This is a genomic window from Sediminibacterium sp. KACHI17 (assembly GCF_040362915.1).
Taxonomy (GTDB): Bacteria; Bacteroidota; Bacteroidia; order Chitinophagales; family Chitinophagaceae; genus Sediminibacterium.
This window is the reverse complement of sequence record NZ_AP029612.1, coordinates 1,364,707-1,387,277: the sequence shown is the minus strand read 5'-3', so window position 1 is coordinate 1,387,277 and position 22,571 is coordinate 1,364,707. Positions and strand designations below refer to the sequence as shown.

Below are 22,571 nucleotides of genomic sequence, written 5' to 3'. Positions count from 1 at the left end.
TATTCGTCCCATTGAAAACACAGAATAATCTACTAACCCAACAAAAACGTTCTCTATGATTCACTTTGATCTTCCCAAACAGAAATCCTCGATCATCAAGGTACTTGGTGTAGGAGGTGGCGGGAGCAACGCCGTTAACTTCATGTTTGATCAGAATATCGAAGGTGTTGATTTTATTATTTGTAATACGGATGCCAAGGCAATCGAACAAAGTAAGATCCCCAATAAGATACAATTAGGCCCACATCTCACACAGGGATTGGGTGCAGGTGCCAACCCTGAAGTTGGAAAGAAAGCAACAGAAGAGTCTCTGGATGAGATCAGACGTATCCTTGAAGTGAATACCAAAATGGCATTCATCACAGTGGGTATGGGTGGTGGAACCGGAACCGGTGGTGCGCCCATCATCGCTCAGATCTGTAAAGAACTGGGAATTCTTACTGTTGGTATCGTTACTACTCCATTTGGTTTTGAAGGACCACGCAGACAAATACAAGCGGATGAAGGTATTCGTCAACTGAAACCTTATGTTGATACTTTGCTGGTGATCAGTAATGATAAACTGCGCATCCAGTATGGTAACCTGAAAATGAAAGAAGCTTTTGCAAAAGCAGATAATGTATTGGCAACTGCAGCAAAATGTATCACGGATGTGATCAACAGCCGTGGACATATCATCGTTGACTTTGCGGATGTTTGTACCGTTATGAAGAATGGTGGTGTAGCCATCTTAGGTAAAGCAGAGGTAGAAGGGGAGAATCGCGCGCAAATGGCTATTGAAGAAGCTTTGTCTTCTCCTTTATTGAATGATAATGATATCAGAGGTGCTAAGTGGATATTGATCAATATCAATAGTGCTGAAGGTGATCATGAGTGTACGATGGATGAACTGGAGACCATCAATAACTATCTGCGTATGCAAGCAGGTGAAGATACTGATGTGATCGTGGGTATGGGTTATGATAATACACTGGATAAAAAGATCGGTATTACATTGATCGCAACAGGATTCGAACATAAAGATCCATTTGCTAAGCCTGCTGAACCTAAAAAAGCAGAGCCCAAGCAAGAAAAGATCGTCATGACACTGGATCTGGAAGCTCCAAAGCAAGAAGTAAAAGCAGAAGCGCCTCAACCTGTGCAGCAAACACTTCCCTTGGAAGATAATGATCCCTTTGCTCCAAGAATGGAGGAAGTAGCAGAAACTACACCGGTGCTGAATCTTTTTTCAGCTCCAACAATTGTTGAAGAAGCAGCGCCTGCGATCGAAGAACCAACGGAAAATTTTACTTTACAGTTTGAGTTAAGCCCTGAGATCACCACAGAAGTGGTTGTTCCTGAGCCACCTGCTGAAGAAGTACATGTCAATAAATCTATCCTGCAAGATGAATTATTGCAGTTCAAAGTAAATGAGCAGCCACAACAACCGGTAAGTAATACCATGTTCAGTAAGCCAATGAATATATATGCTGAACCGGAGGTAACTGCACCACAACCTGTTCAGGAAGTGAAGCCTGCGATCGTAGAGATCAAAGAAACACCTGTACAGGAGGAAGAGCCTTCCATGCAACTGATCGAAAAAGAAGAAACACCTGCGCCTAAAGCTGTAGTATCTCCTTCTTCTTTCATCGATGATTCAGTACTGGATGATGCCGAAGAACAGAAAAGAAGAGCGGCTGAACGTATTCAGCGATTGAGAAATCTTTCTTTCAATACAAATCCCGGTGATGCAAATGAGTTTGATAATGTTCCTGCTTATGTAAGAAGAAACATGGAGCTTTTTGGAAACACACTTACTTCTGTGGAAGATTTCTACAGTAAGTATACCGTAGGAAAAGATGAGAACAATCAAACACAGATCTCTACCATCAATACTTTCCTTGATGGAAAGAAACCCGATTAAGATCGATTGCTTATCATAGATGTTTTAGCCTGGTGATTTTAGTTGTTGACCCCGACGGAAGCGTCGGGGTTCTTTTTTCAACAATATTAACCGGATATTTGTATTAGTGGCTACAGATGGATCTGCTTCAATACCAGGCAACTGATCTGTGCGGAAACAGATCTTAAGAAAAGAAGCTTTTATTCAAATATTTATGGCAACAATACTCATCACAGGTGGAACAGGGATGGTTGGACAAGAGCTAACAAGTTTACTATTGTCAAAAGGATATGATGTTATTTGGTTAAGTCGTTCAGCCGGCGAGAAACAGGTCAATGGGAAATCCATTCGTATCGCTTCATGGAATTTGAAGGAACAAACCATTGATGAAACAGTGATTCGTCAAGCAGATCATATTATTCATCTGGCTGGTGCCGGCGTTGCTGATCAACGTTGGACTGCTCAACGCAAACAGGAAATATTAGATAGCAGAACCCAGAGTAGTGCACTCATTGTAAAGGCACTACGGGAAATTCCCAATAAAGTACAATCTGTTATCAGCGCTTCTGCCATTGGTTGGTATGGACCTGATGAAGACAATAAACTGCGTACTTCCTTTACTGAAGAGATGCCTGCTTATCCTGATTATTTGGGAAGCACATGTAAAGCTTGGGAAGAAAGTATTGGTCCGGTTACAGATCTGGGTAAGCGTTTGGTGAAACTGCGTATAGGGATTGTACTAAGTGCCAAAGGTGGTGCCTTAGCAGAATTCAAAAAACCTTTAAAAGGTGGGATGGCGGCTATTTTGGGTAGTGGTAAACAAATGATCAGCTGGGTTCATGTCGCAGATCTTTGTCGGATGTTTTTATATGCGATCGAAAATGAATCCATGCAGGGAACCTTTAATGCAGTAGCCCCCAATCCTGTCTCTAATAAAGAATTGACGCTTACACTGGCCAAACAAAAGAATGGCTTATGGTATATTCCGTTTTATGTACCAGCTTTTCTTTTAAAAATAATATTAGGAGAGATGAGTATCGAAGTCTTGAAGAGTGCAACAGTGAGCAGCCGTAAAATAGAACAACAAGGATTTAGGTTTGAATACCCAACTATTCAATTGGCGTTGAGGGATCTTTGATTTTTTGATCTGTGATTTCTTGATTGAATAATCCTACTCAAATCAAAAAATCACAGATCATCCAATCAAACTTTTATAAGTCTCTTTTCTTATGTACTCTATAACAAATGATCCAGATCGCTGCGGTTAAAATAATCGTTAGGATTACATGCTCAGGTACGGCAGCTACTGCTTTTTCGTAACCTGCTTTTGCATCTTTTCCGAAATTTCCGATAAATGCAGGTGGGGGAACGATTCTGTCTGAAATTTCAAAGGGAAGAAAACGTCCCAGATCATTCCCTACTTTATACTTGAACCAGGATACGCCAATATTTTCTATGATCAAATACTGAAAGAAATAAATACCCAATGCGATGAAGGCTTTTTTGATGAGATAGCCCAATAAAAAAGCCAGTGTCAATTGTGCAAAGGTTTGTAAGAAGAACAAAGGAATGTATTCCAACTGTTCAGCCCATCTGTAAAATGATTTACTATCGGTATAAAATCCATACCCTGCTGCAACTATACTGTAAACAATGGTAATGATCGTACTGATGATCAGTACATCGCATAATTTACTGGTGATGAAATCCTGTCTGCTCCAGCCATCGATGATATTTTGTCTGTGAGTTCTGTAGTTGTACTCATTTGTGATCAACATGATCACCAGAATCGCAGGTAATACAATGAAGAATGAAGAGAAGAAGGCAACGGAATGCCAGGTCTCCGGAAATGCATATGGATTGCCTAAGAGCATCTTGGCAATGGCGCCCATTTCTTTTCCTTTTGAGATCTCTTCGTATACATTCAGGAACATTAAGTTGATACTTGGATAGGTCAATGCAACGATCACCAGCATCCACCAAAAGGCAGGATACTTTTTGATCTTTAACCATTCTATTTTTATAAGGGATAACATGATTTCTTGTTTTAAGGATGAATTAGTCGTTGGTGAGTTCGAAGAATTTTGTTTCAAGACTCTTCTTCTTCAAGAGCAACTGGTTTAAAGTAATACCCTGATCGAAGCAATAGCGATTGATCTCTTCCATATTGGCTGTACCAATCGGGAAAAATAACTGAATCGATTTTCCTTCTTCTTTCAAGTGTGTATGACCTTTAATATTTGCCAGCACCTCTTTTAACCTTGTGGTATCCTGTGCTGATACTTCCACAATATCTTCATTTGTCAATACTTCATCTACAGGCCCTGCTGTCAATAGATTTCCTTTCTTTAATATGGCCACATGGGTACATACTTTTTCTACTTCATCCAATAAGTGACTGGCCATGATAATCGTTTTACCATCACGCGCCAATTGTTTGATCAATTCACGTATCTCAGCAATACCTACAGGGTCTAATCCATTTGTAGGCTCATCAAAAACCAAAACATCCGGATTGCCCAATAAGGCCGCACCGATGGCCAGGCGTTGCTTCATACCCAGGCTATACGTTTTGAATTTGCTTTTCTTTCTGGCAGAAAGTTTCACGATTTCTAGAACGCGATCGATATCCGCAGCATCACCCCGCCCACTAATGGCATGTGTGATATTTAAGTTATCGACTGCAGAGAGATAGTGATAGAAATTCGGTGTTTCTAAAAGAGAACCGATCTGTCTTCTGGTTTCTGCTGAACCCGGTTTCCCAAACCAAGTGTAGGTGCCGGATCTGGCCTGAAGAATATCCAGAATAATACTGAGTAGGGTGGTCTTACCACTACCATTCGGACCAAGAATTCCGAAAACACATCCTTGCGGAACATCGAAGGATACATTATTCAGGGCTTGAATCGAGCCATAATTTTTGGAAATCCCCTGAATAGAGAGAATTGGTTGCATAAGCGGTTGTTAACGATGAAAAATGATAATCCGAGGGTTGAAGCATCTCGAAGATAATCAGAATGTTGACTTTTTACTAGAATTAGGATGATCTGTTTTTTACATGTACCAACGGTCAGTGACCGGTTTGAAGTCTTTGGAAGTGGATTTTAATGTTCTCGGATTTGAAATAATAATAAATTACAGGGATAAACCACGCTTACCTGCATGCATCCGCAAAAAGGAAATGTTTTGGTGAAGACCGATATCTGTTACCTGATCGAAGAAATGATTGTCAGGTACAGTTCTGTAGTTGAAGAAAAGAAGATCATTCTTTCATTATCCTGCCCATTAAATACACATTGGATCGTGGCTGAATCTGCTACCCTGAATGAGGTCTTCGAGATCCTACTGAAGAATATGCTGGACCTCAGCAATGAAGCAGAGGTCATCGAATTATCTATTATTCCCGGGGATCTTTTTCTGACCGTAGATTTTTTAAACCGTTCAAGATCGGTTGGAGCAGAACAGCTTCATGCTTTTTTTACTGATTCAGCAAATATGTATCATACCTCTTTATACAAAGCCAGTGAGTTGGCGATTCATGCATTAGCAGGGGAGATCATGTATGGTTCCTCCGAAGAGACCGGTACATTTTTCCGATTGAAAATAAAAGAAAGCTAGCGTTGCAGTTGATGCTATGCTAGCTTTCTTTGAGATACCGGTATGATATCAGGATTTAATTTCTTACCGGTCGGCCACTTTTCAATACACTCTGGATACGCTCTAATGTTTTTCTTTCACCACACAGACTCAAGAAAGCTTCTCTCTCCAGATCCAGTAAATATTGTTCTGTAACATTTGTTGGTTCACTTAAATCGCCACCACACATTACATATGCCAGTTTCTTTGCTACCACCACGTCATGATCGGTTGCATAACCACCACGCCACATGCCATTGATACCTGCATATAAGGCACCCAATGCTGAGCGACCAAGTACTTTGACATCATTGCGTTGAATGGGTGTGGTATAGCCACTGTCATATAGTTCAATGACTGATTTTTTTGCTTCAGCAATTCGTCTTCCGATATTCATCACAATTTCATCCGCACCTTTTCTAAGAATACCCATCTCCATGGCTTCTTGTGCAGAGGTAGCTACTTTTGCAGTAGCGATGGATAAGAATCTATTTTTTAATGTGATTGTTTCAGGTTCATCTTCATGCATTTCATCGGCGGCGCGTAAAACAAATTCTTTGGTGCCTCCACCTCCTGGAATCAGTCCAACTCCTAGCTCAACCAGTCCGATATAGGTTTCAGCAGCTGCACAGATTTTATCTGCATGTAAATTCATTTCACAACCACCACCCAATGTCAATCCATGTGGAGCAGTTACTACAGGAACAGAAGAGTAACGAACACGCATCATGGTATTCTGGAACATGCGTATGGCCATATCCAGTTCATCATATTCTTGTTCGATGGCTAGCATGAAAATCATTCCTACATTGGCTCCGGCACTGAAATTCGGTCCATCATTACCAATGACCAGCCCTTTGAATTTTTCTTCAGCAATAGCGATCGATCTATTCAGTCCTTCTAAAACTTCACCACCGATACTATTCATTTTTGTGCTCCATTCAAGACCAGCCACGCCATCTCCGAGGTCATACAAACGACAAGCACTGTTTTTCCAAACTATTTTGTCTTTATGGTGTCCCATTACCAGGAAGGATTCTCCACCCGGAATCGCTTTATACGATTTACTGTTCTGATCATAGAACATTCTGCGACCATTCTCTACTTTATAAAATGAAGTAGCACCGCTTGCCAACATCTCATCGATCCAAGGAGCAACCTGATGCCCGGCTGCTTTCATCGCAGCCACTGTTTCTTTAACACCTACAGTATCCCATGATTCAAACGCTCCGATCTCCCAGCCGAAACCTGCCATCATTGCGTCATCAACACGATAGATCTCATCACTGATCTCCGGAATACGATGTGATATATAAGAGAATAGAGAGAAATGAAATGCGCGATAGAATTCACCGGCTTTATCTCCGGCAGCAGACAACATTTTGATCCTTTGTTTCAGGTCTTCGATAGGTTTGGCAGCTTCGAGACTTTGAAATTTAGGTTTATTGCGAGGACCATATTCCATGGTCTTCAGGTTCAATGTTTGAATTTCTTTTCCTTCGGCTGATTTGATCTTTTTAAAGAAACCTTGTCCTGTTTTATCTCCCAGCCAATTATTGCTGACTAAAGTATCTAACCAAGCAGGGATCTGGAAAATGGTTTTCGCCTCGTCTGTCGGACAATTATCCGCTACACCCTTTGCAACTTTTACCAAGGTATCAATACCTACTACATCTGCTGTTCTGAATGTTGCAGACTTAGGTCTTCCGATCATCGGTCCGGTCAGTGCATCAATTTCATCAATGCTGAGTCCCAGCTTATCCATGATATGAAAGATGCTCATGATGCTGAAAACACCAATTCTGTTAGCGATGAATGCAGGGGTGTCTTTACAGAGAACGGTTGTTTTACCCAGATAAAGATCTCCGTAATGCATCAAGAAATCAACGATCTCCGGATCCGTATGTGGGGTAGGGATGATCTCTAATAAACGGAGGTAACGTGGTGGATTAAAAAAGTGAGAACCACAGAAATGTTTTTTGAAATCTTCACTTCTGCCTTCCGCCATCATGTGAATGGGTATGCCTGATGTATTGGAGGTGACCAGTGTACCGGGTTTTCTGAATTGTTCAACACGCGTATAGATCTGTTGTTTGATATCCAAACGTTCCACCACTACTTCAATGATCCAATCGCAGTGAGCAATATCTTTCAGATTATCATCAAAATTACCGGTCGTGATTCTTTTGATCACTGACTTACTGTACACCGGTGATGGATTACTTTTAATGGCTGCTTGTAATGCATCATTCACCAGTTTATTTCTCTCAGCAGGTTTATTACTCTCTTCTGCTCCTTTGGTTACCATGTCTAATAACAGTACTTGAACACCAATACCTGCGAAGTGACAGGCAATACGGGAACCCATAACACCACTACCTAGAACTGCAACTTTTTTAATGGAACGTTTCATGCGATTACATTTTGTGATTTTACCGGATGGGATTCGCCCAATACAAGTTGGTTATGGTTAACCTTTGTACCGGTTGATCCCTTCTCAACAGCTTTATCGTAAAATTAGTTAGTTATGCAACTATTTGTATCGAAGGTAAGGGAATTTATTTTTTAAATGAGGGGATGTAATGGCAAAAAAAATCCAACTTCATTACCCTGATGAATGAAGTTGGATTCGATTGGCTCTTCAGTAGGATGGTGTTGGAAACATGTTACTCTTCTGAAGGAGCGGCACCTTTGTATGCCATATACAGGCATCCTAGGTAAACGATTAACAGAACGTACACTAACATAATCGGGGGGATTTTGTTTGTTTACAATTTATGACTAAAAAATATTAATTGATCTTGATTTAACAGTGCTTTTATACACGTATGTGGATAGTGATTAGGAAATGACTGATTCAGAGAGTCTTATGCCAATGTTAATCTTTGGAACTACAGTACAGTTGTATCGTTGTGGCCGTTATCCAATATTGAAAACAATAGAATGAAGGTTTTGTTTCAAAATTCTGACGCTTTTTTTCCCAATTGCCACTCAACAAGAAAGGCTTGGATTTGAATGGCTTTCAGTTATTTTTGTTTACATGGAAGTTACTGTTGCCCTTACCGATCATCTGGCCCATTTGTCAAGGCTTCATTTTAGTGATGTAGAGAAAGTTGAGATCAGAAAAGACCTTGAAAAAATGGTTGCTTTTGTTGAAACATTATCACAGCTGAATACAGATGGCATTGAGCCTTTGATGCATATGGGACAAGCGGTGAATATGCTCCGATCTGATGAAATAGAAGGGTCTATCAGCGAAGAGCAAGCATTGCAGAATGCACCCGGCACTCATACTTCTTTTTTTCAGGTTCCTAAAGTCATTCGTAAATAGGTTATCAGAGATTTACTTAAATTGTCAACATGTCAAATCAGGCGATCATCCGATTAGAAGATATCCAGAAAAGTTATTTCATGGGCAGTCAGGCCATTCCTGTATTGAAGGGCATCACACTGGATATTCGTAAAAATGAGTATGTAGCACTGATGGGTCCATCCGGAAGTGGTAAAAGTACCCTCATGAATATTTTGGGTTGTTTGGATTCGCCAACAGGTGGTAAATACATTCTGAACAATAAAGATGTGAGCAAGATGGCGGATGATGATTTGGCGGAAGTCCGTAATTCAGAGATCGGCTTTGTATTTCAGCAGTTCAATCTTTTACCAAGATTATCAGCCGCGGAAAATGTGGCTTTGCCCCTTATCTATGCAGGTGTAAGCAAGAAAGAACGCATGGAGAGATCATTGGAAGCTTTGAATAAAGTAGGTTTAGCAGAAAGAAGTCACCATAAATCCAATGAATTGAGTGGTGGACAAATTCAAAGGGTGGCCATCGCCAGGGCATTGGTCAATAATCCTTCTATTTTACTGGCAGATGAACCTACCGGAAACCTTGACTCAAAAACATCTGTAGAAGTGATGGAACTGTTTGCTAAAATTCATCAGTCCGGGAATACAGTTGTATTGGTGACACATGAAGAAGATATCGCCGCTTATGCTCATCGGGTCGTACGTTTACGCGACGGATTGGTAGAAACCGATAAGGTGAGGAGTACGGCAATGTCTCACCTTTGATTGAGCAATGGCAGGTGTACATTTTGTGGAGAGCTTACCAAGGCTCTCTTTTTGTAACTGAACCATTCAAATCTAATTTTGTTTGTAACACACAACTTATCACAATGGCCCTTAAGATATATACAAAAACAGGCGATCTGGGTAAAACCTCTCTTATTGGAGGAACAAAAGTGCCCAAAAGCCATATCCGTATTGAAACCTACGGAACCGTAGACGAGCTGAATTCTCATATCGGCTTGGTGGGAGACTATTTTGACGAACCACACACACGTTCGATCTTAAAAGAAATACAGGATCGTTTATTTACCATTGGATCTTCTCTGGCTTGTGATCCGGAGAAAGAACCGCTGATGAAGATCCCTGATCTCAAGGAGTCTGATATTACCGTTCTCGAAAGAGAGATCGATAAAATGAATGAAATATTACCTCCGATGAAATTCTTCATTTTGCCGGGTGGACATATTGCTGTTTCTTCTACGCATATTGCTCGTTGTGTATGCAGAAGAGCCGAACGCTGCTGTGTGAATATGCAGGAGCATGAACTTTTTGTAGATCCCTTGGTGATCAAATACCTGAACAGATTAAGTGATTATCTCTTCGTCCTAAGCCGCTTCATCGGCCACCATCTCGGTGTATCTGAGATTGCTTGGAAGCCGAGGGTTTAGTAGTGCATAGCTTATAGCTTATAGATCATAGCTTATAAAAGATGACCTGTAACAATAAGCCATGATCTATAAGCTATACCCCATCAACTATCACCCCATCCCTCATATACAAAGTCCTGTCACTAAGTGCGGCTAATTCTTCGTTGTGGGTGACGATGAGAAAGGTTTGATGGAATTGATCTCTGAGGGTACCAAAGAGTTTGTGTAATTCTTTAGCGTTGGTGCTATCAAGATTACCGGTGGGTTCATCTGCGAAAATGATATCGGGCTGATTGATCAAAGCCCTTGCTACTGCTACTCTCTGTTGTTCTCCCCCGGATAATTGATTGGGTTTATGTTCTGCACGATCTGATAAACCCAACATCGATAATAATTCCAATGCCCGGTTCTTGACATCTTTTTTCGCAGTACCCGCGATCCAGCCGGGGATACATACATTTTCCAGTGCTGAAAATTCAGGAAGTAAGTGATGAAACTGAAATACAAAACCAATATGCAGATTGCGAAAGGCAGCCAATTTTTCTCCTTTTAACTGATCGATGGACTGATCATTGAGCCAAATAGAGCCGGAATCGGGTTTGTCAAGCGTACCCAAAATGTGCAGCAATGTACTTTTTCCTGCCCCCGAAGAGCCCACAATACTCACCATTTCACCCTTTTTGATCTCAATATCTACGCCTTTCAATACTTCGAGCTGACCGTATTTTCGGGTGATGTTTACTGCTTTTAGCATGAATTCTGCACTGTTTTGCTACAAACCTACGACACAGGGCTTCATATCAGCCTATTTTTAAACATTTCTTTACACACTGTGGACTGTGCTATTTGGTGGTTTCGTATATACGGTTACATTTGCAAAAAATTAAAAGGTAAGTTATGTTCTGGACATTAGAATTGGCAAGTTACCTGGAAGAAGCCCCTTGGCCTGCTACCAAAGATGAACTGATTGATTATTCTATTCGCAGTGGTGCACCTATTGAAGTGGTGGAAAACCTCCAGGAATTGGAAGATGAGGGAGAAGTGTACGAGAGCATAGAAGACATCTGGCCTGATTACCCAAGTCAGGAAGACTTCATGTTCAATGAAGATGAATACTGATATCCCGTTTTTGGGTTAATAGAATTTAAAAATCCGCCTCTTTAATGAATGGCGGATTTTTTTTGAAGATGGCAGATGGTTCATAGCTTATAGTAAGCTCTTTTCTATACGCTATGAACCATTTGCTATTAGCTTCCATCTCTCTTAAAAGTAAGTTTAAAATAAAGCAAGAGCAGTGTCAACGAGAGCACCACAAAATTTGCTACGATGACAGGGCCGCTTTCGATGGCGAATCCGTAGACCAGCCATACAATGGTACTGGTAACGACGATCAGGATCATCCAAATACTCAGATCACCTACACTTTTTGATTGCCAGGATTTGTACACCTGTGGTATAAAAGTGATAGAGGTAAGAAAGGAACCCAGATAACCGATGATTTCGATCCAGTTCATACTTGATTTTTAGATGTCAGATATCAGATCGCAGATGTAACAAAATCTGACATCTGCGATCTGACATCAAAAAATTTATTCGACTCCCAATTTCGTCATCACTTCCATGCTTACGCCTGTAGTAGAATAACCACCATCATGGAAGAGATTCTGCATGGTGACCATACGTGTAAGGTCAGAGAATAGGGTGATACAATAGTTGGCACAATCTTCTGCACTCGCATTTCCTAATGGTGCAACCGCATTCGCGAAATCAAAGAAATCGCCAAAACCTTTGATACCGGTACCTGCAGTGGTTTTGGTCGGAGATTGTGAAACGGTATTGATACGTACTTTTTTCTCCAATCCATAATGGTAACCAAAACTACGTGCGATAGATTCAAGCATGGCTTTGATATCGGCCATATCTGTATAGAAAGGGAATGTTCTTTGTGCAGCCATATAAGTGAGTGCTACTACACTTCCCCATTCATTGATGGCATCTAATTTTCTGGCAACTGATAACATCTTGTGCAGTGACATAGCGGATACATCAATACCCTTCATGAAGTAATCATAGTTTGATTCCGCATAGGGGATCTTTTTACGGATGTTCACACTCATACCGATAGAGTGTAATACAAAATCGATCTTACCACCCAATACTTCCTGTGACTGAGTAAATAGATTCGTCAGTTCCTCAACGCTGGTAGCATCTGCAGGAATGATCTGTGAATTGGTTTTTTCAGCCAGTTTATTGATCTCACCCATACGCATTGCGATAGGTGCATTGGTCAGTACAAAAGTGGCGCCTTCTTCATGAGCTTTCTCAGCTACTTTCCAGGCGATAGAATTTTCATCAAGAGCACCGGTAATGATACCGCGTTTTCCTTTGAGCAGGTTATAAGCCATAATCTTTGTTTTAGTCAATGTTTGAGGGGTAAATGTATAGAATATCAGCTAAATCTCTAATTCATGATCATTTCTCGGGCATTTTCCAATGCAGCAGCGGTAGGTTTTTCACCACTTAACATTCTTGCGATGGCAGTAATACGTTCATCCTGATTCAGCATTCGGATATTTGTTTTAACGGCATCATTCACGATCTCTTTATACACAAAGAAATGTGCATCTGCCTTACCCGCGATCTGCGGCTGATGCGTAATACAGATGATCTGTCTGCCTGATGCCATTTCTTTCATGATCATACCCACCTGCTTGGCAGCCTCTCCTGAAATACCGGTATCGATCTCATCAAAGATCATGGTCGGAAGATTGATGGATTTCGCTACAAGTGATTTGATACACAACATCAATCTACTCAGTTCCCCACCACTGGCCACTTTTCGGATGGGCTCAAATCGATGGCTGGTGTTGGATTGTCCGGCAGGTACATTGGCATCAAATAAAAACTCGATCTGATCTTTACCATATACATGCAGCGTACCGGGCTGAATAGAAACTTTCAACTGAGCATTCGGCATACCCACTTGTTTCAATAACTGATTCACATTTGTTTCAAGTGGTTGGATCTGTTCTTTTCTTGCTTTTGATAATTGAGTGGCAAAACCATCGGCTTCATCCTGCAATCGCTGCATTTCTTTTTCGAGTTGCTGAATGGTATCATCGATATTCAATACAGCTTCTAGTTTTTTTGCAAGAGAAGCTTGTAGTTCCAGCAGATCTCCGGTAGACTGTAAGCCATGTTTCTTCAACAGTTTATAGCCTTCTGTGAGTCTTTGATTGATCCATTCGATTCGTTGTTCATCGAATACAACTGAATCATTGATATGATCGGTTTCTGAAGCGATATCTTGTAATTCAACCTGTGTACTTTGTAGTCTTTCGATCAATGCCTGAAGATCTTTGTGCATGTCTGAGAACGGCTGCAACTGCTGAACCATTTGTTTGAGTAGCGTAACCACCGGTTGTTCACTTTCGCGTAAGTCGAAATACACTTTGGTAAGGGCTGCTTTGATTCCTTCAGAGCTGTTCAATACTTTCAGTTCCTGATCGAGCTCTTCCAGCTCATTTTCTTTCAAGGCAAGTTCATTGAGCTCATCAAAAAGAAATTGATGGTAGTCTGCTTCTTTGGTGAAAGCGGATTTCTGTTCTTTTAATTCGGTTAACTGTTTTGCGACTGATTGCCATTCACGATATACCAGCTGGTATGCTTGCAATACAGACTGATTGCCTGCCAATGCATCCATGACCTCTCGTTGAAAATCTGAATCACCCAATTCGAGTGTATCAAACTGTTGATGAAGATCTACCAGTAAAGAAGCCAGTTGTCGAAGTTGTTGTAAAGAAGCGGGGGTATCATTGATAAAGGCCCTGGATTTTCCATTACTGCCGATCTCTCTTCTCAACACCAATTCATGATCAATATCCAATTCATTCGATTCAAGAAACTGCAATACCTCAGGTTTATCATCAATGGAGAAAACACCTTCGATAAAACATTTTTTCTGGGTATTAACGAGCACTGAGCTATCAGCACGCTCTCCTAAGATCAAACTCAATGCCCCCATAAGGATACTTTTACCGGCACCTGTTTCACCGGTAATAATATTCAGCCGCTGAGAAAAATCGATCTCGATTTCCTCAATGATCGCATAGTTCTGTATCGTGAGTTTGTTCAACATAAAAAGTTATTTAAGATGTCAGATCGCAGATCTCAGATTTGATTAGTACTTACATAATTACCTACTATCCATATCCAACCTAATATCTGCCATTATAAATCCTAAATCCGACATCTGACATCTGACATCCGCCATCTTCTTGCAATTTATACAATCCATCATTCCCCTTTACATCTCATTATCCCCGATTTAGCACGTTGATCCAATGAGTTTTTATATTCATGATCACCCATATCTAAACAGCGCTGATAGTAGAGTATGGCCTGGGCCTTTTGTCCACGCGCTTCATATATCTGTCCCAGTTGCACCGCTGCTCGTGCAGCATAATATTCTTTTCTGAATTCACCCAGTCTGATTGCAGCCAGATAGGCATTGATCGCTTCTTCTTCTCTTCCCAGATCATCAAAGATCCTCGCTGCTCGATATACATATTCTAAACGGTCTTCTTCTTTTGAGAAATCATTTTCCGTTTTTCCATGTAATTGTGCCAGTGCCTCTTTATGATAACCACCATCATTGAGGAAACGCGCTTTTAATAATAATAAATGCGGCCAATGATTTGCTTTGGCATCTCTCAATGCTTTTTTATCCGCATCTGCATCCGTCGCACCTTTGCTTAACACCAATTGTCTCGCTCTCTCAGCGGCAGTGGTATTACCCATCATGTAATAACAGAGTTTTATTTTGTCATACACATCCTTTACATAAAAATTGCCTTTGAATTTTTGTAAAAATCGTTCAAAGTAAGTGATCGCTTCTTCCGGTTTTAATTGATACATTTTCACAAAACCCATTTCAAAATCCCAGATAGGAATATCAAGATATTCAGCAGACTGATGTCTATTCTGAATGATCTGTTGGGTGTATTGTGCTTGCTTGTTATTCAGGGTGAGATTGGCTGCCATCCATCCATGTAAATGATTATTGACCAGGTCCAATTTCTTTTGCTGTATAAAGGCAATGGCTTGGTCTTTTTTATTGTCCATATAGAACAATAGATACGGATAAATGAACTGTGCTTCCGGTGCGTAGATCTTTGCATAGACATCTGTACTGTTGACAAAAGCATTGACCGTCTTCAAACCCTCGGTAACAGAACCACGCATTCCTAAAATACTAGCGAGCCATTTATATCCTTTCGGTATCGTACCGATCATGGTTTGTAATGTGCCATAGAGCAGATCATCCGCAGTAAAAGCTGGAAAGGCTTTTTTATTGTCTTTCAGCAGTACCCAGGCCCTGCGAATATCCCATCCCGCTTCCCAGGTTTTTCCAAACTTGATCGCTACGGCAGCTTTATGTACCCTTACAGTACTGAGCGCAAAACGATGAAAAGGAGAGGTGTTGGATCCCTCTTCCAATAAATTCAATCGCTCAGCAAAATGCGGATACATGATTTTATAATCCTCCGGATTTTCATTCAGGAACAGTGTCAGGAAGTCGATATAACTTTCCAGTACAACAGGGATCAGGTTATTGGGATTTTGTTGTTTGGCTTTTTCGATCAACGATGCTCCCTTCATCAATTTCAATCTGGTGATCTCTTGATAGGCTTGTTGACAAGTACCATTGAAGTCATATACTTTCTGTGCATGTACAGAAGTAAAGAAGATAAAAGAAAGGAGAAAAGAGAGACTGGTTTTCATGCAGACCGAAAATAAGAAAGGACAGCCAAATAGCTGTCCTCTCGGAGTATTTTAAGTAGATAGTGTTTATTTTATTTCCACACTGTCATTCAGATCAGCATCTACAAGGATACGACCGCAGTTTTCACAAACGATGATCTTCTTGTGTAAACGGATCTCACTCTGACGCTGAGGCGGAATAGAGTTGAAGCAACCACCACAAGCATCACGTTCTACCGGTACAACAGACAATCCATTGCGGTAGCTTTTACGAATACGGTCATAGCTGTACAATAAACGCTCATCGATATGTCCACGAGCTTCTGTGCTCTGCTTTCTGAAATGTGTTTCTTCTTTCTCAGTATCTGCAATGATCTTTTCCAGTTCACCTTTCTTGTGATTCAATACACCGTCTTTCACAGCGATCTGCTTCTTAGCAGCTTCCAAAGCTTTTACTTTATCAGCCAGCTCTTCATTCGCATCACGAATATGCTTTTCACACAATTTGATCTCCAGCTGTTGCATTTCGATCTCTTTGTTGATGGCTTCGAATTCACGATTGTTCTTTACATTCTCACTTTGCTTCTCATATTTAGCGATCAAAGCTTCACTTTCTTTCATCGCCGCTTTTTTGCCTTCGATGAATTCAGTGATACCATTGAGTTCTTCTTCGATACGAGTCTGACGGCTTTGTAAACCCTGGATCTCATCTTCCAGGTCACTCACTTCCATAGGAAGTTCACCTTTCAGAATCTGGATCTCATCCAGTTTGCTATCGATCTTCTGCAACTTCAGCAGATTCACCAGTTTTTCTTCAACCGAAAAGTCTTTAACGGAAGCCATATTGTATTTGTGGTTTATTGTATGATTGTTATTCCCCTGTGAAGTAGTTCACCGGATTGGTTTTTACTTCGGATTTGAGGACGGCAAAGGTAGGGAATTTAGCCTGTAAAACATCAATCAGGAGGTCGGTTGTGAACTGTTCACTTTCCCAGTGACCGATATCGGCGATCACCATACGGTCATTGGCATCAAAGAACTCATGGTACTTGAAATCAGCCGAAATATAGATATCTGCCCCCTTGGATAGTGCTTTTCCCGTTAAAAAGCTGCCCGCACCCCCGCAAATCGCTACTTTTTGGATGTTTTTACCCAAAAATGGGGTGTGTTTGACCATCGAAAGCCCAAAACTGGTCACCAACATCCGTAAAAACTGGGTTTCTTCCATGGGCTCGGGTAATGTTCCGATCAGCCCGCTTCCAATATCTTGATAATCATTACCTAAGCTCACCAGGTCATAGGCTACTTCTTCATAAGGATGTGCCTGAAACAGGGCGGATAAGATCTCGGATTGTTTCCATACCGGGAAAATGACTTCCAGCCTGATCTCTTTTTCGGTATGCGTTTTACCGATCTCCCCAACAAAGGGATCGGTTCCCTCACCGGCCTGAAAAGTTCCGGTTCCCTCTACATTAAAACTACAATGACTGTATTTCCCGATCTCTCCGGCTCCCGCTGTAAAAAGAGCAGTTCTCAGATTTTCGGCATGTTCCACCGGCACAAATGTGTGCAGCTTCATCAATTGACCCGGTTTGGGTGATAAAATCTTTCGGTTGATCAAGCCCAGTTTATCAGCGATCTTATTGTTGACACCCCAGGCTACATTATCGAGATTGGTATGCATGGCATAAATGGCAATATCATTTTTGATCGCTGTGATCACGGCTTTCTCCACATAATTTTTCCCGTTCAATTTTTTCAATCCACCAAAAACGATCGGATGATGCGCCACTACCAGGTTACAGCCTTTTTGTTTTGCCTCGAGTATTACGGCTTCGATAGCATCTAGAGTGCAGAGCACACCGGTACATTCCCAGGAAGCTGATCCGGTGATCAGACCGGCATTATCATAACTCTCCTGTAAGGAAGGTGGGGCCAATTGCTCCAGCACCTGTATCATGGCATTGATCTTCATATTTGTTGATTCGAATCAGCAAGTTACCTTCATTCTATAATTGATGGTATGCGTGAAGGCGATTTTCTTTTTTATGATGGACAAATACTCCGTTCAGACAAACTGCTGATCTCTCCCAATAACCGATCTTATCGTTATGGTGATGGTTGTTTTGAGACCATCAAAGTGCTCAATGGAAAGATCATGCTGGCGGATTATCATTTTGAACGATTGTTCAGTTCTTTGGAAACACTCCATTTTAAAAAGCCCGGTTATTGCAATGCCAGTTGGTTAGCAAAACAGATCCTATCCGTCGTAGAAAAAAACGGACATGCCAAAAGAGCCCGAGTACGCATTACTGTTACAAGAGGGGATGGTGGTATTTATGATGAACAAAATCATTACCCGTATTTTTTGATCCAAAGCTGGCCTTTACAACCTGCTACACAGGAATTGAATGAAAATGGATTGGTGATTGATATTTATAAAGACGCACGAAAAACAGCCGATCTTTTTTCATCTATCAAAAGCAATAATTACCTGCCTTATTTAATGGGTGCATTATGGGCGAAAGAAAACCACCTGAATGATGCCATCCTGCTGAATCCTAATGATCGAGTGGCAGATGCTACCATCGCCAATGTATTCATCGTGAAAGATGGGAGCATCAAAACACCTGCGTTAACAGAAGGTCCGGTAAACGGTGTCATGCGCAGACATTTGTTACACCTGCTTCGAAAAGAAAACATACCGGTAGAAGAAGGCATGATCACTGTCGATGAATTATTAGAAGCCTCCGAACTATTCCTCACCAATGCCATCCACGGCATCAAATGGGTGAAACAGTTAGGCAATAGTCATTACACCAACGCAACATCAATTCGTTTCTATAAAATGTTGAAATCAGGCAATGATCTTTAAAGTGCAGTACACAAGCAAGTATCGTAAAAATAATTTCCACCAGTCCCTACGGACGGGCCTCATTGGGGTCGGTATCAAGCGAAGCGATGATAGATTAGATCCTGCGAAGCGGATCTAATCAGAGGCCAATGCAGCCTGGAAGTAGGGACGAGGCCCAGCGGCCATGAGCGAAAAAATTAAAAAATTAAGTGTCTTTATATTTAATAGTAGTCTTACACTAAAAGTTTACCCATAAGTAAACTTTTAAAATCTCCAACTGTTACAAAACAAAAAATTCATGAAATCCCGCATACAGGTCATGTGGTTCCGCAGGGACCTTCGCTTAACAGACAATGCAGCTTTGTACCATGCATTAAGAACAGGTGTTCCTGTATTACCCATATTTATATTCGATCGTAATATTCTGGATCAACTCGAAGACAAAGCAGATCGTCGTGTGGAATTTATTCATGCTGCGCTTTCGGAAATGCAAGCGCAATTGGCATCCATGGGAAGCAGTCTGGAAGTGTATTATGGTTTTCCGATGGATGTATACAAACAGTTGACAGAAGTCTACGACATCGAAACCGTTTTCACCAACCACGATTACGAACCTTATGCCAAAGAAAGAGATGATGCGATCGCTGCTTTCTTACAATCCAAAGGAATCGGTTGCCAAACCTTCAAAGACCAGGTGATCTTTGAAAAATCGGAAGTGGTGAAAGATGATGGAAAACCCTACACCGTCTTTTCACCTTATGGAAGAAAATGGAGAGCTGCATTGAAACCTTTTCATGTAAAATCATATCCGGTTGAAAAATACAATGCGCATTTTTATCAGCAGTCGGTGAAAGACATACCCTCATTGGCTTCCATGGGTTTCAAAGCAGTAGATCTGCCTTTTCCGAGTAAGCAATTACAAGAAAGTATTATCAAACAATATAGTGCCAACAGAGATTTTCCTGCATTGGAGAATGGCACTTCCAAAATGGGTGTGCATCTGCGTTTTGGAACGGTGAGTATCCGACAACTGGCAGCGCGTGCATTGTCGTTGAATGATACTTATGTGAATGAATTGATCTGGAGAGATTTTTATCATGCCATTCTCTGGCATTTCCCGCATGTAGGAAAAGGGGAGTCATTCAAGAAAGAATACGATCGCATTGAATGGAGAAACAATGAAGCGGAATTTGCGCATTGGTGTAATGGCACAACAGGATACCCCATCGTAGATGCCGGTATGCGCGAATTGAACACCACCGGTTACATGCACAATCGTGTTCGCATGATCGTGGCCTCTTTTCTCACCAAACATTTGTTGATCGACTGGCGTTGGGGTGAAGCTTATTTCGCACAGAAATTATTGGACTTTGATCTCGCGGCCAATAACGGCGGATGGCAATGGGCCAGCAGCAGTGGTTGTGATGCCGCACCTTATTTCAGGGTCTTCAATCCGGCCTTACAAACAGAAAAATTTGATAAGGATCTCAAATACATCCGCAAGTGGATCCCCGAACTCAATGAATTCAGTTACCCCAAACCGATCGTGCCGCATGATGTTGCGAGGAAGCGCGTGTTGGAGGTTTATGCGAAGGCGTTGAAACAGTGATGAGCCCCAAGCTACAAGCTGCAAGCCACAAGTGTATTCTTTGCTTGCAGCTTGCGGCTCGAAGCTTGCAGCTCCCAACTCACAATTATTCCATACAAGTATTATCTAAGGGACTTACATCCTACCTATCAAGAACATACCAAGGGTAAATAAAAGATTATACTACGCTATGTTACCTCTATAAAACCTCTCTATAAGGATGGGCTTATAATGGGGTTATAAAGGGCTTATATAGGGCTTATATCGGGGTTACACCTTGAATATCTGAGAATGAGATACAAATCATCTGTAGGGTATTATGACTTTTTTATCGTATCAATCGAAGGATGTGAAACTGTTAGCTGTAAACTCTCTTTAACATCCTAAGGATTGAGAACAGTAATTGAATATATTAAATATTTAATGTATTTTACTTTCCTAAAATTTTAAAAATGCTAAACTCTCGAGATGTTCTTGTCACTACCACTTCGTCTTTAGATGGCATAACAATTAAACAATACTTGAGACCTTTATCAGCTCATGTTGTAGCTGGTACAAATTTTTTTAGTGACTTTTTTGCATCTTTCAGTGATTTTTTTGGTGGTAGGTCAGGGTCATATCAAAAGCAATTAGCTTCATTATACAATGAAGCAATTGAAAAGTTGAAGATCGCTGCTTATGAAGCTGGGGCAAATTGTATAGTTGGTCTACATATTGATCTTGATGAAATTTCTGGTAAAAATAAATCGATGTTCATGTTAACAGCAATAGGAACAGCTGTAATTATTGAAGCCCATGAAAAGAAGCAGAAAATTGAAAGTTCGTTAAAAGTCGACAATGTTAGTTCTGATAAGTTACAAATGCTTATTAAGAAGAATGAAGTAATTGAGCAAGCAGAACAAAAAAAGTTAGAGATAGATGATAATATCTGGGATTTTATCATTCAAAATCATATACATGAGGTTTATGAGTATGTGATTTTTAAATTTAAAAAATCAATTGCGGCATATAATGAAAACCCCAATGGATATAATGATTTTAGAAAAAAATTAGTCTCCTATATTGATAGCTTGCCTGATGACGAAAGATCACTTTTAGTACATAAAACTATTGCAGAAACTGATGATGAAAAATTAGCTTTAAGATTAACTGAGATAGTTGGCGAGCTACAAATATTAGATTTGCAAAGAGTTGATGATTTTCTTAATAATGAGTCTTTTGATAAGCAAAAAAGGGTAACAAGATTATTATGCTATGATAAGCCTTTCTATAATAAATCTGATATTGAATATTTAAAGGGAATACTAGATCGGATGAACAATCTCTTTGTTGAGAGAGGGACCCGTACTATGAAAAAACAACTTCTTTCTTCAAAAGAAAAGGAAATGTGGACTTGTGAGTGTGGTAAATTAAATGATATTGATTCGTCTTGCTCAAGTTGTTTTAAAGATATTTACGGATTTTCAGCAAGTGATATTTCTGCGCAAAAAGCAATTTCTTTTATCAAGTATAAGATTGAATTACTAGAGGGGTTACTCTAAATAATTTTGTATTCATGTTATTGATAATTTATATAACAATAAGATAGACTCTATGCTTAAGCTACAAGCCACAAGTATATTCTTACTTGCAGCTTGTAGCTTGAAGCTTGCAGCTCAAAACCTATCTAAAGCTGATCAACTCTACATCAAAAATCAATGTGCAATTCGGTCCGATCTGCGCGCTTACCTGACGATCTCCATAAGCAAGATGGGGTGGGATGAAGAAACGCCATTTGCTTCCGGTTGACATGAGTTGTAAGCCTTCTGTCCAGCCTTTGATGACCATGTTCAGTGGGAAGGCGGCAGGTCTACCTCTTTGAACAGAACTATCGAATACCGTTCCATCGATCAAGGTACCATGATAATGACAAGTCACTTCATTGTGCGCTTGTGGTTTAGCACCTGTACCTTCTGTGAGTACTTCGTATTGTAATCCGCTGGGTAACTCGGTTACTTCAGCTCTTTGTTTGTTGGTGGCCAGAAAATCTTGTCCGGCTTTTAAATTGGCAGCAGATTTTTCTGCTTTTAATTGTGCTAATTGATCAGCTACTCCCATATACAATTTTTTGCGAAAATAACAAATAGGGACATT

20 protein-coding genes and 1 pseudogene are annotated in these 22,571 nt (G+C 40.6%); 10 read left to right on the top strand and 11 right to left on the bottom strand.

The window, feature by feature from the left end:
• Positions 1 to 55 precede the first annotated feature (55 nt).
• Both ftsZ and ABXG83_RS06090 read left to right on the top strand, forming a co-directional pair.
• On the top strand, positions 56 to 1,903 hold the full coding sequence (gene ftsZ / locus ABXG83_RS06095) for a cell division protein FtsZ (RefSeq protein ID WP_353550596.1): 1,848 nt from the start codon (positions 56 to 58) through the stop codon (positions 1,901 to 1,903).
• 193 nt (positions 1,904 to 2,096) lie between these two features.
• Positions 2,097 to 3,020 carry a TIGR01777 family oxidoreductase gene (locus ABXG83_RS06090; RefSeq protein ID WP_353550595.1) on the top strand — a complete coding sequence of 308 codons (924 nt, stop codon included), beginning with the start codon at positions 2,097 to 2,099 and terminating at the stop codon, positions 3,018 to 3,020.
• Between the two features lie 73 nt (positions 3,021 to 3,093).
• On the opposite strand, the gene ABXG83_RS06085 is transcribed toward ABXG83_RS06090, so the two are convergent.
• Together ABXG83_RS06085 and ABXG83_RS06080 are read right to left on the bottom strand one after the other, a co-directional pair.
• Positions 3,094 to 3,918 carry an ABC transporter permease gene (locus tag ABXG83_RS06085; protein WP_353550594.1) on the bottom strand — a complete coding sequence of 275 codons (825 nt, stop codon included), beginning with the start codon at positions 3,916 to 3,918 and terminating at the stop codon, positions 3,094 to 3,096.
• A gap of 22 nt (positions 3,919 to 3,940) precedes the next feature.
• Positions 3,941 to 4,837 (bottom strand): ATP-binding cassette domain-containing protein, encoded by an 897-nt coding sequence (locus ABXG83_RS06080; protein WP_353550593.1) that lies wholly within the window; start codon positions 4,835 to 4,837, stop codon positions 3,941 to 3,943.
• A gap of 207 nt (positions 4,838 to 5,044) precedes the next feature.
• Between ABXG83_RS06080 and ABXG83_RS06075 the strand changes: the two genes are divergently transcribed.
• The gene (locus ABXG83_RS06075; RefSeq protein WP_353550592.1) at positions 5,045 to 5,500 is read left to right on the top strand and encodes an ATP-binding protein; all 456 of its coding nucleotides are present in this window, start codon (positions 5,045 to 5,047) and stop codon (positions 5,498 to 5,500) included.
• A gap of 55 nt (positions 5,501 to 5,555) precedes the next feature.
• On the opposite strand, the gene ABXG83_RS06070 is transcribed toward ABXG83_RS06075, so the two are convergent.
• Positions 5,556 to 7,931, bottom strand: a complete 2,376-nt coding sequence (locus ABXG83_RS06070; protein WP_353550591.1) for a 3-hydroxyacyl-CoA dehydrogenase/enoyl-CoA hydratase family protein — start codon at positions 7,929 to 7,931, stop codon at positions 5,556 to 5,558.
• A 627-nt stretch (positions 7,932 to 8,558) separates the two neighbouring features.
• On the opposite strand from ABXG83_RS06070, the gene gatC reads away from it, so the two are divergent.
• The 3 genes from gatC to ABXG83_RS06055 all read left to right on the top strand — a co-directional run bounded on the left by gatC (position 8,559) and on the right by ABXG83_RS06055 (position 10,254).
• Positions 8,559 to 8,849, top strand: a complete 291-nt coding sequence (gatC, locus tag ABXG83_RS06065) for an Asp-tRNA(Asn)/Glu-tRNA(Gln) amidotransferase subunit GatC (protein WP_353550590.1) — start codon at positions 8,559 to 8,561, stop codon at positions 8,847 to 8,849.
• A 29-nt stretch (positions 8,850 to 8,878) separates the two neighbouring features.
• A complete protein-coding gene (locus ABXG83_RS06060; protein ID WP_353550589.1) occupies positions 8,879 to 9,589 on the top strand; it encodes an ABC transporter ATP-binding protein in 711 nt (236 codons plus the stop codon).
• A 104-nt stretch (positions 9,590 to 9,693) separates the two neighbouring features.
• Complete coding sequence (locus tag ABXG83_RS06055; RefSeq protein ID WP_353550588.1) at positions 9,694 to 10,254, top strand: cob(I)yrinic acid a,c-diamide adenosyltransferase; 561 nt, start codon at positions 9,694 to 9,696, stop codon at positions 10,252 to 10,254.
• A gap of 73 nt (positions 10,255 to 10,327) precedes the next feature.
• On the opposite strand, the gene ABXG83_RS06050 is transcribed toward ABXG83_RS06055, so the two are convergent.
• On the bottom strand, positions 10,328 to 10,987 hold the full coding sequence (locus tag ABXG83_RS06050) for an ABC transporter ATP-binding protein (protein WP_353550587.1): 660 nt from the start codon (positions 10,985 to 10,987) through the stop codon (positions 10,328 to 10,330).
• A gap of 143 nt (positions 10,988 to 11,130) precedes the next feature.
• On the opposite strand from ABXG83_RS06050, the gene ABXG83_RS06045 reads away from it, so the two are divergent.
• Positions 11,131 to 11,352 (top strand): DUF2795 domain-containing protein, encoded by a 222-nt coding sequence (locus tag ABXG83_RS06045; RefSeq protein ID WP_026767946.1) that lies wholly within the window; start codon positions 11,131 to 11,133, stop codon positions 11,350 to 11,352.
• Positions 11,353 to 11,480: 128 nt separating this feature from the next.
• Here ABXG83_RS06045 and ABXG83_RS06040 read toward each other — a convergent pair whose 3' ends face one another.
• The 6 genes from ABXG83_RS06040 to ABXG83_RS06015 all read right to left on the bottom strand — a co-directional run bounded on the left by ABXG83_RS06040 (position 11,481) and on the right by ABXG83_RS06015 (position 17,971).
• Entirely contained in the window at positions 11,481 to 11,747 is a 267-nt protein-coding gene (locus ABXG83_RS06040; protein WP_353550586.1) for a SemiSWEET family transporter, read from the bottom strand.
• 75 nt (positions 11,748 to 11,822) lie between these two features.
• On the bottom strand, positions 11,823 to 12,638 hold the full coding sequence (locus ABXG83_RS06035) for an SDR family oxidoreductase (RefSeq protein WP_353550585.1): 816 nt from the start codon (positions 12,636 to 12,638) through the stop codon (positions 11,823 to 11,825).
• A 56-nt stretch (positions 12,639 to 12,694) separates the two neighbouring features.
• A complete protein-coding gene (recN, locus tag ABXG83_RS06030; protein WP_353550584.1) occupies positions 12,695 to 14,371 on the bottom strand; it encodes a DNA repair protein RecN in 1,677 nt (558 codons plus the stop codon).
• A gap of 158 nt (positions 14,372 to 14,529) precedes the next feature.
• Positions 14,530 to 16,017 (bottom strand): bacterial transcriptional activator domain-containing protein, encoded by a 1,488-nt coding sequence (locus ABXG83_RS06025; protein ID WP_353550583.1) that lies wholly within the window; start codon positions 16,015 to 16,017, stop codon positions 14,530 to 14,532.
• A 66-nt stretch (positions 16,018 to 16,083) separates the two neighbouring features.
• Positions 16,084 to 16,839, bottom strand: coding sequence for a C4-type zinc ribbon domain-containing protein (locus ABXG83_RS06020; protein WP_353550582.1), 756 nt, complete (start codon positions 16,837 to 16,839; stop codon positions 16,084 to 16,086).
• A gap of 28 nt (positions 16,840 to 16,867) precedes the next feature.
• Complete coding sequence (locus ABXG83_RS06015) at positions 16,868 to 17,971, bottom strand: Nif3-like dinuclear metal center hexameric protein (protein WP_353550581.1); 1,104 nt, start codon at positions 17,969 to 17,971, stop codon at positions 16,868 to 16,870.
• Positions 17,972 to 18,019: 48 nt separating this feature from the next.
• Here ABXG83_RS06015 and ABXG83_RS06010 point away from each other — a divergent pair, with 48 nt between their 5' ends.
• The 3 genes from ABXG83_RS06010 to ABXG83_RS06000 all read left to right on the top strand — a co-directional run bounded on the left by ABXG83_RS06010 (position 18,020) and on the right by ABXG83_RS06000 (position 21,979).
• A complete protein-coding gene (locus tag ABXG83_RS06010; protein WP_353550580.1) occupies positions 18,020 to 18,871 on the top strand; it encodes an aminotransferase class IV in 852 nt (283 codons plus the stop codon).
• 277 nt (positions 18,872 to 19,148) lie between these two features.
• On the top strand, positions 19,149 to 20,459 hold the full coding sequence (locus ABXG83_RS06005; RefSeq protein ID WP_353550579.1) for a deoxyribodipyrimidine photo-lyase: 1,311 nt from the start codon (positions 19,149 to 19,151) through the stop codon (positions 20,457 to 20,459).
• A gap of 431 nt (positions 20,460 to 20,890) precedes the next feature.
• Complete coding sequence (locus ABXG83_RS06000) at positions 20,891 to 21,979, top strand: heavy metal-binding domain-containing protein (protein WP_353550578.1); 1,089 nt, start codon at positions 20,891 to 20,893, stop codon at positions 21,977 to 21,979.
• Between the two features lie 121 nt (positions 21,980 to 22,100).
• Here the strand turns inward: ABXG83_RS06000 and ABXG83_RS05995 are convergent.
• Positions 22,101 to 22,550, bottom strand: a pseudogene (locus ABXG83_RS05995) (FKBP-type peptidyl-prolyl cis-trans isomerase); the annotation flags it as partial.
• Positions 22,551 to 22,571: the final 21 nt, after the last annotated feature.